Annotated in this window: 11 protein-coding genes; 10 read left to right on the plus strand and 1 reads right to left on the minus strand. The window is 51.1% G+C overall.

Translation table 11 applies throughout. The features are described from left to right. The first annotated feature begins 153 nt into the window (after positions 1-153). The 10 genes from cmk to AACS80_RS01470 all read left to right on the plus strand — a co-directional run bounded on the left by cmk (position 154) and on the right by AACS80_RS01470 (position 11597). The gene (gene cmk / locus AACS80_RS01425; protein WP_000125014.1) at positions 154-837 is read left to right on the plus strand and encodes a (d)CMP kinase; all 684 of its coding nucleotides are present in this window, start codon (positions 154-156) and stop codon (positions 835-837) included. A 110-nt stretch (positions 838-947) separates the two neighbouring features. Beyond that, a complete protein-coding gene (gene rpsA / locus AACS80_RS01430) occupies positions 948-2621 on the plus strand; it encodes a 30S ribosomal protein S1 (RefSeq protein ID WP_000140327.1) in 1674 nt (557 codons plus the stop codon). A gap of 159 nt (positions 2622-2780) precedes the next feature. Then, a complete protein-coding gene (gene ihfB, locus AACS80_RS01435) occupies positions 2781-3065 on the plus strand; it encodes an integration host factor subunit beta (protein WP_000167336.1) in 285 nt (94 codons plus the stop codon). A 205-nt stretch (positions 3066-3270) separates the two neighbouring features. Further along, the gene (locus AACS80_RS01440; protein WP_135409788.1) at positions 3271-5535 is read left to right on the plus strand and encodes a ComEC family protein; all 2265 of its coding nucleotides are present in this window, start codon (positions 3271-3273) and stop codon (positions 5533-5535) included. A gap of 36 nt (positions 5536-5571) precedes the next feature. Beyond that, a complete protein-coding gene (gene msbA, locus AACS80_RS01445; RefSeq protein ID WP_130205329.1) occupies positions 5572-7320 on the plus strand; it encodes a lipid A ABC transporter ATP-binding protein/permease MsbA in 1749 nt (582 codons plus the stop codon). Further along, complete coding sequence (gene lpxK / locus AACS80_RS01450; protein WP_135409789.1) at positions 7317-8303, plus strand: tetraacyldisaccharide 4'-kinase; 987 nt, start codon at positions 7317-7319, stop codon at positions 8301-8303. The genes msbA and lpxK overlap by 4 nt, the downstream gene beginning before the upstream one ends. A 36-nt stretch (positions 8304-8339) precedes the next feature. Beyond that, on the plus strand, positions 8340-9572 hold the full coding sequence (gene ycaQ, locus AACS80_RS01455; RefSeq protein WP_138183629.1) for a crosslink repair DNA glycosylase YcaQ: 1233 nt from the start codon (positions 8340-8342) through the stop codon (positions 9570-9572). A gap of 51 nt (positions 9573-9623) precedes the next feature. Further along, positions 9624-9806: a protein YcaR gene (gene ycaR, locus AACS80_RS01460; RefSeq protein ID WP_000350058.1), complete on the plus strand. Its 183-nt coding sequence runs from the start codon at positions 9624-9626 to the stop codon at positions 9804-9806. Continuing rightward, positions 9803-10549 carry a 3-deoxy-manno-octulosonate cytidylyltransferase gene (gene kdsB, locus AACS80_RS01465; RefSeq protein ID WP_135409790.1) on the plus strand — a complete coding sequence of 249 codons (747 nt, stop codon included), beginning with the start codon at positions 9803-9805 and terminating at the stop codon, positions 10547-10549. The genes ycaR and kdsB overlap by 4 nt, the downstream gene beginning before the upstream one ends. A gap of 154 nt (positions 10550-10703) precedes the next feature. Continuing rightward, the gene (locus tag AACS80_RS01470) at positions 10704-11597 is read left to right on the plus strand and encodes a YcbJ family phosphotransferase (RefSeq protein WP_130205335.1); all 894 of its coding nucleotides are present in this window, start codon (positions 10704-10706) and stop codon (positions 11595-11597) included. Here the strand turns inward: AACS80_RS01470 and elyC are convergent. Beyond that, the gene (gene elyC, locus AACS80_RS01475; protein ID WP_130260778.1) at positions 11574-12353 is read right to left on the minus strand and encodes an envelope biogenesis factor ElyC; all 780 of its coding nucleotides are present in this window, start codon (positions 12351-12353) and stop codon (positions 11574-11576) included. The genes AACS80_RS01470 and elyC overlap by 24 nt on opposite strands. Positions 12354-12483: the final 130 nt, after the last annotated feature.

Genomic DNA, 12483 nt, shown 5'->3' on the forward strand with positions numbered 1-12483 from the left:
CTGGTCTTTCGCCAGCCCGCTATAATTGCGCAATAAATCCCCATCTGAATACAGACAAAACTGGTTTTTGCACACAACGTTAACGATTTGTGGCGCCGACGCGTATAATGCGCGCGGTTATGTTAACGGTACGCCTGTTTTAAGGAGATAAAGATGACGGCAATTGCCCCGGTTATTACCATTGATGGCCCAAGCGGTGCAGGGAAAGGCACCTTGTGTAAGGCTATGGCGGAAGCGTTGCAATGGCATCTGCTGGACTCGGGTGCAATTTATCGCGTACTGGCACTGGCGGCATTACATCACCATGTTGATGTTGCGTCGGAAGATGCGCTGGTGCCGCTGGCATCCCATCTGGATGTACGTTTTGTGTCGACCAATGGCAATCTGGAAGTGATCCTCGAAGGGGAAGATGTCAGCGGCGAAATTCGTACTCAGGAAGTGGCGAATGCTGCTTCACAAGTCGCTGCATTCCCACGCGTTCGTGAAGCATTATTGCGTCGCCAACGCGCATTCCGGGAGTTACCCGGTTTGATCGCCGATGGTCGCGATATGGGGACAGTGGTATTCCCTGATGCGCCAGTAAAAATTTTCCTTGACGCCTCCTCGGAAGAACGTGCGCATCGCCGCATGCTACAGTTGCAGGAGAAGGGCTTTAGTGTTAACTTTGAGCGCCTTTTGGCCGAGATCAAAGAACGCGACGACCGCGATCGTAATCGCGCGGTAGCGCCCTTGGTTCCGGCAGCCGATGCTTTAGTTTTGGATTCCACCACCTTAAGCATTGAGCAAGTGATTGAAAAAGCGTTACACTACGCGCGCCAAAAATTGGCTCTCGCATAAGCGACCGAATTTGCAGTACCCCCGTTGCAATGGAATGACAGCGGGTATGTTAAACAACCCCATCCGGCACGGAGCCAGGTGGACGTTAAATATAAACCTGAAGATTAAACATGACTGAATCTTTTGCTCAACTCTTTGAAGAGTCCTTAAAAGAAATCGAAACCCGCCCGGGTTCTATCGTTCGTGGCGTTGTTGTTGCTATCGACAAAGATGTAGTACTGGTTGACGCTGGTCTGAAATCTGAGTCTGCCATCCCGGCTGAGCAGTTCAAAAACGCCCAGGGCGAACTGGAAATCCAGGTAGGTGACGAAGTTGACGTTGCTCTGGACGCAGTAGAAGACGGCTTCGGTGAAACTCTGCTGTCCCGTGAGAAAGCTAAACGTCACGAAGCCTGGATCACGCTGGAAAAAGCTTACGAAGATGCTGAAACTGTTACCGGTGTTATCAACGGCAAAGTTAAGGGCGGCTTCACTGTTGAGCTGAACGGTATTCGTGCGTTCCTGCCAGGTTCTCTGGTAGACGTTCGCCCGGTGCGTGACACTCTGCACCTGGAAGGCAAAGAGCTTGAATTCAAAGTAATCAAGCTGGATCAGAAGCGCAACAACGTTGTTGTTTCTCGTCGTGCCGTTATCGAATCCGAAAACAGCGCAGAGCGCGATCAGCTGCTGGAAAACCTGCAGGAAGGCATGGAAGTTAAAGGTATCGTTAAGAACCTCACTGACTACGGTGCATTCGTTGATCTGGGCGGCGTTGACGGCCTGCTGCACATCACTGACATGGCCTGGAAACGCGTTAAGCATCCGAGCGAAATCGTCAACGTGGGCGACGAAATCACTGTTAAAGTGCTGAAGTTCGACCGCGAACGTACCCGTGTATCCCTGGGCCTGAAACAGCTGGGCGAAGATCCGTGGGTAGCTATCGCTAAACGTTATCCGGAAGGTACCAAACTGACTGGTCGCGTGACCAACCTGACCGACTACGGCTGCTTCGTTGAAATCGAAGAAGGCGTTGAAGGCCTGGTACACGTTTCCGAAATGGATTGGACCAACAAAAACATCCACCCGTCCAAAGTTGTTAACGTTGGCGATGTAGTGGAAGTTATGGTTCTGGATATCGACGAAGAACGTCGTCGTATCTCCCTGGGTCTGAAACAGTGCAAAGCTAACCCGTGGCAGCAGTTCGCGGAAACCCACAACAAGGGCGACCGTGTTGAAGGTAAAATCAAGTCTATCACTGACTTTGGTATCTTCATCGGCCTGGACGGCGGCATCGACGGCCTGGTTCACCTGTCTGACATCTCCTGGAACGTTGCAGGCGAAGAAGCAGTTCGTGAATACAAAAAAGGCGACGAAATCGCTGCAGTTGTTCTGCAGGTTGACGCAGAACGTGAACGTATCTCCCTGGGCGTTAAACAGCTCGCAGAAGATCCGTTCAACAACTGGGTTGCTCTGAACAAGAAAGGCGCTATCGTAACCGGTAAAGTAACTGCAGTTGACGCTAAAGGCGCAACCGTAGAACTGGCTGACGGCGTTGAAGGTTACCTGCGTGCTTCTGAAGCATCCCGTGACCGCGTTGAAGACGCTACCCTGGTTCTGAGCGTTGGCGACGAAGTTGAAGCTAAATTCACTGGCGTTGATCGTAAAAACCGCGCAATCAGCCTGTCTGTTCGTGCGAAAGACGAAGCTGACGAGAAAGATGCAATCGCAACTGTTAACAAACAGGAAGATGCAAACTTCTCCAACAACGCAATGGCTGAAGCTTTCAAAGCAGCTAAAGGCGAGTAATTCTCTGACTCTTCGGGATTTTTATTCCGAAGTTTGCTGAGTTTACTTGACAGATTGCAGGTTTCGTCCTGTAATCAAGCACTAAGGGCGGCTACGGCCGCCCTTAATCAATGCAGCAACAGCAGCCGTTAAATTTGCCTTTAAGGAACCGGAGGAATCATGACCAAGTCAGAATTGATAGAAAGACTTGCCACCCAGCAATCGCACATTCCCGCCAAGACGGTTGAAGATGCAGTAAAAGAGATGCTGGAGCATATGGCCTCGACTCTTGCGCAGGGCGAGCGTATTGAAATCCGCGGTTTCGGCAGTTTCTCTTTGCACTACCGCGCACCGCGTACCGGACGTAATCCGAAGACTGGCGATAAAGTAGAGCTGGAAGGAAAATACGTTCCTCACTTTAAACCAGGTAAAGAACTGCGCGATCGCGCCAATATTTACGGTTAAGTTTTAGTAAAACTTGAACGCGGAAAAAGCACCTGTCGGGTGCTTTTTTCATTTCTGCAATATGGTTCTGGAAGCTGTCTCGCAGAGTTGTGTACAGTTTTCATCATCCTGCTAAATTCTTCTGAACGTGCCTCGGGCAACGCAAAACTCCCGCCAGACAACCACTCAACAAAGTTGCACACTTTCCAAAAACAGGGAGGAGTGCATGAAAATAACGACAGTTAGCCTGTGCATAATTTGCGGGATTTTTCCGCTGCTGATTTTGCCGCAGTTACCTGGGACATTAACTCTTGCGAGTCTGACTGTATTTGTCTGCGTACTGGCATTTATTCCTGTTAAAGTCGTCCGTTATTTCACGCTGACATTGCTGTTTTTTCTTTGGGGCGTGTTGGCGGCGAAGCAAATTCTGTGGGCAGGAGAAAACTTAACTGGCGCGACGCAGGATGCAGTCGTTGAGATTACCGCCACTGACGGCATGACCACGCATTACGGGAAAATTACTCATCTACAAGGGCGGCGGTTATTCCCCGCGCCAGGCATCGCGCTATATGGCGAATATTTGCCACAATCGGTATGCGCCGGGCAACGATGGTCGATGAAACTCAAAGTGCGTGCTGTTCATGGTCAACTTAATGATGGCGGCTTTGACAGCCAGCGTTATGCCATTGCCCAGCATCAGCCACTTACCGGACGTTTTCTGCAAGCAAGCGTCATTGAACCAGGTTGTAGCCTACGTGCGCAATATCTGGCATCCCTGCAAACGACGCTGCAGCCGTATTCATGGCAGACGGTGATGCTCGGCTTAGGAATGGGTGAACGGTTATCGGTATCTAAAGAAATTAAAAATATAATGCGCGATACCGGTACGGCACATTTAATGGCGATATCGGGTTTACACATCGCTTTTGCAGCATTACTGGCTGCGGGGCTAATTCGTGGCGGGCAAATTTTCCTTCCCGGGCGTTGGATTTACTGGCAGATGCCATTAATCGGTGGAGTTTGCTGCGCTGCTTTTTATGCCTGGCTTACCGGTATGCAGCCGCCTGCATTGCGTACCGTGGTGGCGCTTGCGACCTGGGGAGCGCTCAAATTGAGCGGCCGGCAATGGAGTGGTTGGGATGTGTGGATATGCTGCCTGGCAGCAATTCTGCTGATGGATCCTGTCGCTATCCTCTCGCAAAGTTTGTGGCTCTCTGCCGCAGCGGTGGCCGCGCTGATATTTTGGTATCAGTGGTTTCCCTGCCCAGTCTGGCCATTGCCGCCTGTATTGCAATCTATTGTTTCACTTATCCATCTGCAACTTGGTATAACACTCCTGCTAATGCCGGTGCAAATAGTCATGTTTCATGGCGTTAGTCTGACTTCATTTATGGCAAATTTGTTCGCTATTCCCTTAGTGACATTTATTTCGGTTCCGTTGATCCTCGCCGCGATGGTTGTGCATTTAAGCGGGCCATTAATCCTGGAACAAGGTATATGGTTTCTTGCCGATCGGTCCTTAGCTTTACTTTTTTGGGGGTTAAAGAGTTTGCCTGAAGGGTGGATAAGCATTGCTGAACGTTGGCAATGGCTATCATTTTCGCCTTGGTTATTACTGGTGATAGGGCGACTAAACGCATGGCAAACGTTGCCTGCGGTGTGTATGGCTGGAGGAATTATAATGTGTTGGCCACTGTGGCAAAAACCACGGTCTGATGAGTGGCAGGTTTATATGCTTGATGTCGGGCAAGGGCTGGCAATGGTGATCGCTCGAAACGGTAAAGCGGTTCTCTATGATACAGGGCTTGCCTGGCCGGAGGGGGACAGTGGGCAACAACTGATTATTCCCTGGCTCCGCTGGCATGACCTTGAACCGGAAGGCGTTATTCTTAGTCATGAACATCTTGATCACCGGGGTGGACTGGACTCGATATTACATGCCTGGCCGACGTTATGGGTAAGAAGCCCCTTAAACTGGGAACATCATCAGCCCTGCGTGCGTGGCGAAGCGTGGCAGTGGCAAGGATTGCAGTTTAGCGTGCACTGGCCTTTGCAAGGGAGTAACGAAAAGGGAAATAACCATTCCTGTGTGATTAAGGTTGATGATGGAACACATAGCATTCTTTTGACTGGCGATATTGAAGCCCCCGCTGAACAAAAAATGCTAAGTCATTACTGGCAACAGGTTCAGGCAACCTTGATTCAGGTACCCCATCACGGCAGTAATACCTCGTCATCTGTGCCATTAATTCAGCGGGTAAATGGAAAAATGGCACTGGCATCGGCATCGCGCTATAACGCATGGCGACTGCCCTCCAGTAAAGTTAAACTTCGCTATCAACTACAAGGATATCAATGGGTTGACACCCCACATCAGGGGCAAATAACGGTCTATTTTTCAGCGCAAGGTTGGCGGGTGAGCAGCCTAAGGGAGCAAATTTTACCTCGTTGGTATCATCAGTGGTTTGGCGTGCCAGTGGATAACGGGTAGAATATGCGGCTATTTCAACAAATGCTGGTTTTTTGAATGCATAACGACAAAGATCTCTCTACGTGGCAGACATTCCGCCGACTGTGGCCAACCATTGCGCCTTTTAAAGCGGGTCTGATCGTGGCGGGCATAGCGTTAATTCTCAACGCAGCCAGCGATACCTTCATGTTATCGCTCCTTAAGCCGCTTCTCGATGATGGCTTTGGTAAAACAGATCGCTCCGTGCTGATGTGGATGCCGCTGGTGGTTATCGGCCTGATGATTTTACGTGGTATCACCAGTTATATCTCCAGCTACTGTATCTCCTGGGTTTCAGGAAAAGTGGTTATGACCATGCGTCGACGTCTGTTCGGCCACATGATGGGAATGCCAGTGTCATTTTTTGACAAACAATCAACCGGGACACTGCTTTCACGTATTACTTACGATTCTGAACAGGTTGCTTCGTCATCTTCCGGCGCGCTGATTACGGTGGTGCGTGAAGGTGCTTCCATTATCGGTCTGTTCGCCATGATGTTCTATTACAGCTGGCAGCTGTCGATCATTTTGATTGTGTTGGCGCCGATTGTCTCGATTGCGATTCGTATCGTATCGAAGCGTTTTCGCAGCATCAGTAAAAACATGCAGAACACCATGGGGCAGGTGACCACCAGTGCTGAACAGATGCTGAAAGGCCACAAAGAAGTATTGATTTTTGGCGGCCAGGAAGTAGAAACAAAGCGTTTTGATAAGGTCAGCAACAAGATGCGTTTGCAGGGGATGAAGATGGTTTCTGCTTCTTCCATCTCTGACCCGATCATTCAGCTGATCGCCTCTCTGGCGCTGGCATTTGTTCTCTACGCTGCGAGCTTCCCAAGCGTGATGGATAGCCTGACTGCCGGTACGATTACTGTCGTCTTCTCTTCGATGATTGCACTGATGCGTCCGTTGAAATCGCTGACCAACGTTAACGCCCAGTTCCAACGCGGGATGGCGGCATGTCAGACGCTGTTTACCATTCTGGATAGTGAACAGGAGAAAGACGAAGGTAAACGCGAGATTGAGCGTGCTACTGGTGACGTTGAATTCCGCAATGTCACTTTTACCTATCCGGGGCGTGAAGTCCCTGCGCTGCGTAATATCAACCTGAAGATCCCGGCAGGGAAAACAGTGGCTTTGGTAGGGCGTTCTGGATCGGGTAAATCGACCATTGCCAGCCTGATCACCCGTTTTTATGATATCGATGAAGGCGAGATCCTGATGGATGGTCACGATCTGCGCGAGTATACCCTGGCGTCTTTACGTAACCAGGTTGCTCTGGTGTCGCAGAATGTCCATCTGTTTAATGACACGGTTGCCAACAACATTGCTTACGCCCGTACTGAACAGTACAGCCGTGAGCAGATTGAAGAAGCGGCACGTATGGCCTACGCGATGGACTTTATCAATAAGATGGATAACGGTCTTGATACGGTGATTGGTGAAAACGGCGTGTTGCTTTCTGGCGGTCAGCGCCAGCGTATTGCCATTGCCCGTGCCTTGCTGCGTGATAGCCCAATTCTGATTTTGGATGAAGCCACCTCGGCGCTGGACACCGAATCCGAACGCGCGATTCAGGCGGCGCTGGACGAGTTGCAGAAAAACCGTACCTCACTGGTGATTGCCCACCGCTTGTCTACCATTGAAAAGGCAGACGAAATTGTGGTCGTCGAGGACGGGATTATTGTGGAACGCGGTACGCATAACGATTTACTTGAGCACCGTGGAGTCTACGCGCAACTTCATAAAATGCAGTTTGGCCAATGATCGAAAAAATCTGGTCTGGTGAATCCCCTTTGTGGCGGTTATTGCTGCCACTCTCCTGGTTGTATGGCCTGGTGAGTGGCGCTATCCGTCTTTGCTATAAACTAAAACTGAAGCGCGCCTGGCGAGCCCCCGTACCGGTTGTCGTGGTTGGTAATCTCACCGCAGGCGGCAACGGAAAAACTCCGGTGGTTGTCTGGCTGGTGGAACAACTACAAAAGCGCGGTATTCGTGTTGGCGTAGTGTCACGGGGCTATGGCGGTAAAGCTGAGTCGTATCCGCTGTTATTGTCGGCAGATACCGCCACCGCACAGGCGGGCGATGAACCGGTGCTGATTTATCAGCGTACGGGTGCACCTGTTGCAGTTTCTCCTGTCCGTTCAGATGCGGTAAAAGCCATTTTGGCGCAATATCCCGATGTGCAGATTATCGTGACTGATGACGGTTTACAGCATTATCGTCTGGCACGTGATGTGGAAATCGCCGTCATCGATGGCGTGCGTCGCTTTGGCAATGGCTGGTGGTTGCCGGCGGGGCCAATGCGCGAGCGCGCGGGGCGCTTAAAATCGGTTGATGCGGTAATCGTCAATGGCGGCGTACCGCGTCACGGTGAAATCCCGATGAACTTAATACCGGGTCAGGCAGTGAATTTACTTACCGGCGCGCGTTGTGACGTTACACAACTTAAACATGTGGTGGCGATGGCAGGTATTGGTCACCCGCCGCGATTTTTTGCCACACTAAAGATGTGCGGTATACAACCGGAAAAATGTGTGCCGCTGGCAGATCATCAATCTTTGAATCATGCGGATGTCAGCGCACTATTAAGCGCCGGGCAAACACTGGTCATGACTGAAAAAGATGCGGTGAAATGTCGGGCTTTTGCAGAAGAAAACTGGTGGTATTTACCCGTTGACGCACAGCTTACGGGCGATGAACCAGAGAAACTGCTCGCACAACTTTCCTCGCTGGCTTCTGGCAACTAATTCAGCCGCGGCAGCGTTTAATTGACGGAGCAATGAATGACGCTGCCTTATCTCTCCCTCACCGATGCACGAAATCTTCATCTCACCGCGCAAGGGCTCTTAAACAAGCCCCGTCGTCGCGCGTCGCCGGAAGATATTCTGGCTACCATTTCTCGCATGTCCTTGTTGCAAATCGATACCATCAATATTGTTGCCCGTAGTCCATATCTGGTGCTTTTCAGTCGTCTGGGAAATTATCCTGCGCAGTGGCTGGATGAGTCTCTGGCGTGTGGCGAATTAATGGAATACTGGGCGCATGAAGCCTGCTTTATGCCGCGTAGCGATTTTCGTCTTATTCGCCACCGCATGCTGGCACCTGAAAAAATGGGCTGGAAATACAAAGATGCCTGGATGCAGGAACATGCGGCGGAAATTGCACAGTTAATTCAGCATATTCATGATAAGGGGCCGGTACGTTCAGCCGATTTTGAGCATCCTCGTAAAGGGGCGAGCGGCTGGTGGGAGTGGAAGCCGCATAAACGGCATCTGGAAGGGCTCTTTACCGCCGGAAAGGTGATGGTGATTGAACGGCGCAACTTCCAGCGCGTTTATGATTTAACCCACCGTGTCATGCCTGACTGGGATGATGAGCGCGATCTCGTTTCGCAAACAGAAGCAGAAATCATCATGCTGGATAACAGTGCGCGCAGCCTGGGAATATTTCGCGAACAGTGGCTGGCGGATTACTACCGGCTGAAACGTCCGGCGCTGGCGGCGTGGCGCGAAGCGAGGGCTGAACAGCAGCAAATCATTGCTGTGCATGTTGAAAAATTGGGTAATCTTTGGCTGCATGCTGATTTGCTGCCGCTACTCGAACGTGCGCTCGCCGGAAAGCTCACTGCAACGCACAGCACGGTACTTTCGCCTTTTGATCCTGTTGTCTGGGATCGTATACGGGCAGAGCAACTTTTTGATTTTAGCTACCGGCTGGAGTGCTACACGCCAGCGCCCAAACGCCAGTATGGTTATTTCGTTCTACCGTTATTGCATCGTGGGCAATTAGTTGGGCGAATGGATTCTAAGATGCATCGCCAGACTGGCATCTTTGAAGTGCTCTCTCTCTGGCTACAGGATGGGGTAAAACCAACAGTGACCCTTCAAAAAGGGCTGCGTCAGGCGATTACGGATTTTGCTCACTGGCAGCAGGCAACGCGAGTAACAATAGGGCGCTGCCCGCACGGTTTCTTTACCGATTACCGCACTGGCTGGGAAATAGACCCCGACGCATAAATGATTATGATAAGATTTATGCATTCATAACCCGATCCATCTGGAGGAACTATGGATCATCGTCTGCTTGAAATCATTGCCTGCCCGGTTTGCAACGGCAAACTTTGGTATAACCAGGAAAAACAAGAACTTATTTGCAAACTGGACAACCTGGCTTTTCCGCTGCGCGATGGCATTCCAGTGCTGCTGGAAACGGAAGCCCGCGTGCTGACTGCTGATGAGAGTAAATCATGAGTTTTGTGGTCATTATTCCCGCGCGCTACGCTTCCACGCGTCTGCCAGGTAAGCCGCTGGTCGATATTAACGGCAAACCTATGATTGTTCATGTACTCGAACGCGCGCGCGAATCAGGTGCCGAGCGCATCATCGTCGCAACCGATCATGAGGATGTCGCCCGCGCTGTTGAAGCTGCTGGCGGTGAAGTATGCATGACGCGTGCAGATCACCAGTCAGGTACAGAACGCCTGGCGGAGGTTGTCGAAAAATGCGCGTTCAGCGACGACACGGTGATTGTGAATGTGCAGGGTGATGAACCGATGATCCCCGCGACAATCATTCGTCAGGTTGCCGATAACCTTGCCCAGCGTCAGGTTGGAATGGCGACCTTGGCTGTGCCTATCCACAGTGCGGAAGAAGCCTTTAACCCGAATGCGGTTAAAGTTGTTCTCGACGCCGAAGGTTATGCGCTCTACTTCTCGCGTGCCACTATCCCGTGGGATCGTGACCGTTTTGCGAAAGGTCTGGAAACCGTAGGAGATAACTTCCTGCGCCATCTCGGCATTTATGGCTATCGTGCAGGTTTTATCCGCCGCTATGTTAACTGGCAGCCAAGCCCGTTAGAACATATCGAAATGTTAGAACAGCTTCGTGTGCTGTGGTATGGAGAAAAAATCCATGTTGCTGTCGCCCTGGAGGTTCCTGGCACCGGTGTAGATACTCCCGAAGATCTTGAGCGTGTTCGCGCTGAAATGGCTTAATTTTTCCCCACGACACTCCATCTCAATTTTGGGAGGAGTGTCGTAGCGTTACGATTCTCTTCATTTTTTCCCTTCAACAATTGATCTCATTCAGGTGACATCTTTTACATTGGCGCTCATTATGAAAGCAGTAGCTTTTATGAGGGTAATCTGAATGGAACAGCTGCGTGCCGAACTAAGCCATTTACTGGGCGAAAGATTGAGTCGTATAGAGTGTGTGAATGAAAAAGCAGACACAACTCTGTGGGCGTTGTATGACAGCCAGGGAAACCCGATGCCGCTCATGGCGCGAAGTTTTTCTACCCCGGGGCAGGCCAGACAGCTGGCATGGAAAACCACCATGCTGGCTCGGAGCGGGACTGTTCGCATGCCGACTATCTATGGCGTGATGACGCATGAAGAACATCCCGGTCCCGATGTCTTGTTGCTGGAGCGGATGCGCGGTGTTTCTGTGGAAGCCCCCGCAAGAACGCCAGAGCGCTGGGAACATCTGAAAGATCAAATTGTTGAAGCGTTGCTGGCCTGGCACCGTCAGGACAGCCGCGGATGTGTTGGCGCGGTTGACAATACTCAGGAAAATTTCTGGCCTTCCTGGTATCGTCAGCACGTTGAAATGCTGTGGGCGACGCTCAATCAGTTCAATAACACAGGTTTAACCATGCAGGATAAGCGGATTCTGTTTCGCACTCGTGAATGTCTGCCGGTGTTGTTTGAAGGTTTTAACGATAATTGTGTGCTGATTCACGGCAATTTCTGTTTGCGTAGCATGCTGAAAGATTCCCGTAGCGATCAGCTCCTGGCGATGGTCGGACCGGGGTTAATGCTCTGGGCACCGCGTGAGTATGAATTATTCCGGTTGATGGATAACACCCTGGCGGAAGATTTGCTCTGGAGTTACCTGCAACGCGCGCCAGTGGCGGAGTCTTTCATCTGGCGGCGTTGGCTGTATGTGTTATGGGATGAAGTTGCGCAACTGGTCAATACCGGGCGGTTTAACCGTAGCAACTTTGATCTGGCGACTAAATCACTCCTGCCGTGGCTCGCCTGACGTACCTTTTAGCCACTGCCAGATGCGGCCAAGCGTTTCATAGCCAACGCGGTCGCTATGCATTAACCAGACCGGAGAGGGGATTGCCCGTTCCCACGGATTAAGCGGCGAGTCGATTGCCAACTGGTTCGCCGGGGCTGGCAGCGGATTTAGCCCTTCCTGCTGAAAAAAGATCATCGCGCGTGGCAAATGAGACGCAGATGTCACCAGCAGGAAAGGGGCATCGCCAATCGCCTGTTTCACTGCGGCAGCTTCTTCTTCGGTATCTTTTGGTAAATCCAGGGTGATAATTTGCTCGCGTGGGACACCCAGCGATTGCGCCACTCTGGCACCTACTTCCGCTGTACTCACCGTATTGGTTTTTGCTACGCCTCCCGTGAAGATCAGCTTTGATCCCGGATTTTCGCGCCATAAGCGAATACCTTCATTCAGGCGCGGCAAACTGTTATTGATTAAATTAGAGCTCGGTGCCCACTGCGGGTTCCAGGTATAACCACCTCCGAGCACCACGATATAGTCCACTTTTTGCGAATTATTCCATGTCGGATAGGTGCTTTCGATGGGACGCAGCAGGCGGTCGGCTACCGGTTGCAAACTCAATAACAAGAGCGCCAGCCACCCAATGCTAATAAAAATCTTCCCGGTTTTTTGAAAACGGCTAAACCACAGCAGCGCCAGGCCAGCACCAATAATCAACAACATCAGCGGAAGTGGCAGCAGCATGCCGCCAATCACTTTTTTCAGTGTAAAAAGCATCCTTTCTGGTTCCTTTTTTGACCATATAGCAAGGGATCGCCAGCGATATTACACCAGACGGGTTCATTCTCGCCGTGGCTGTGACAAAATAGCGTCTTTATCAGAAAACGTCTTAGCCAACCGGTGGAGA

It is taken from the genome of Escherichia sp. E4385 (assembly GCF_963883145.1).
Lineage (GTDB): Bacteria > Pseudomonadota > Gammaproteobacteria > Enterobacterales > Enterobacteriaceae > Escherichia.

Excerpts from the sequence above, each read along its gene's own strand:
- msbA (WP_130205329.1), top strand. The coding sequence starts at position 5,572 with ATGCATAACGACAAAGATCTCTCTACGTGGCAGACATTCCGCCGACTG.
- AACS80_RS01440 (WP_135409788.1), top strand. The coding sequence starts at position 3,271 with ATGAAAATAACGACAGTTAGCCTGTGCATAATTTGCGGGATTTTTCCG.
- cmk (WP_000125014.1), top strand. The coding sequence starts at position 154 with ATGACGGCAATTGCCCCGGTTATTACCATTGATGGCCCAAGCGGTGCA.
- kdsB (WP_135409790.1), top strand. The coding sequence starts at position 9,803 with ATGAGTTTTGTGGTCATTATTCCCGCGCGCTACGCTTCCACGCGTCTG.
- elyC (WP_130260778.1), bottom strand. The coding sequence starts at position 12,353 with ATGCTTTTTACACTGAAAAAAGTGATTGGCGGCATGCTGCTGCCACTT.
- rpsA (WP_000140327.1), top strand. The coding sequence starts at position 948 with ATGACTGAATCTTTTGCTCAACTCTTTGAAGAGTCCTTAAAAGAAATC.
- ycaR (WP_000350058.1), top strand. The coding sequence starts at position 9,624 with ATGGATCATCGTCTGCTTGAAATCATTGCCTGCCCGGTTTGCAACGGC.
- lpxK (WP_135409789.1), top strand. The coding sequence starts at position 7,317 with ATGATCGAAAAAATCTGGTCTGGTGAATCCCCTTTGTGGCGGTTATTG.
- ihfB (WP_000167336.1), top strand. The coding sequence starts at position 2,781 with ATGACCAAGTCAGAATTGATAGAAAGACTTGCCACCCAGCAATCGCAC.
- AACS80_RS01470 (WP_130205335.1), top strand. The coding sequence starts at position 10,704 with ATGGAACAGCTGCGTGCCGAACTAAGCCATTTACTGGGCGAAAGATTG.
- ycaQ (WP_138183629.1), top strand. The coding sequence starts at position 8,340 with ATGACGCTGCCTTATCTCTCCCTCACCGATGCACGAAATCTTCATCTC.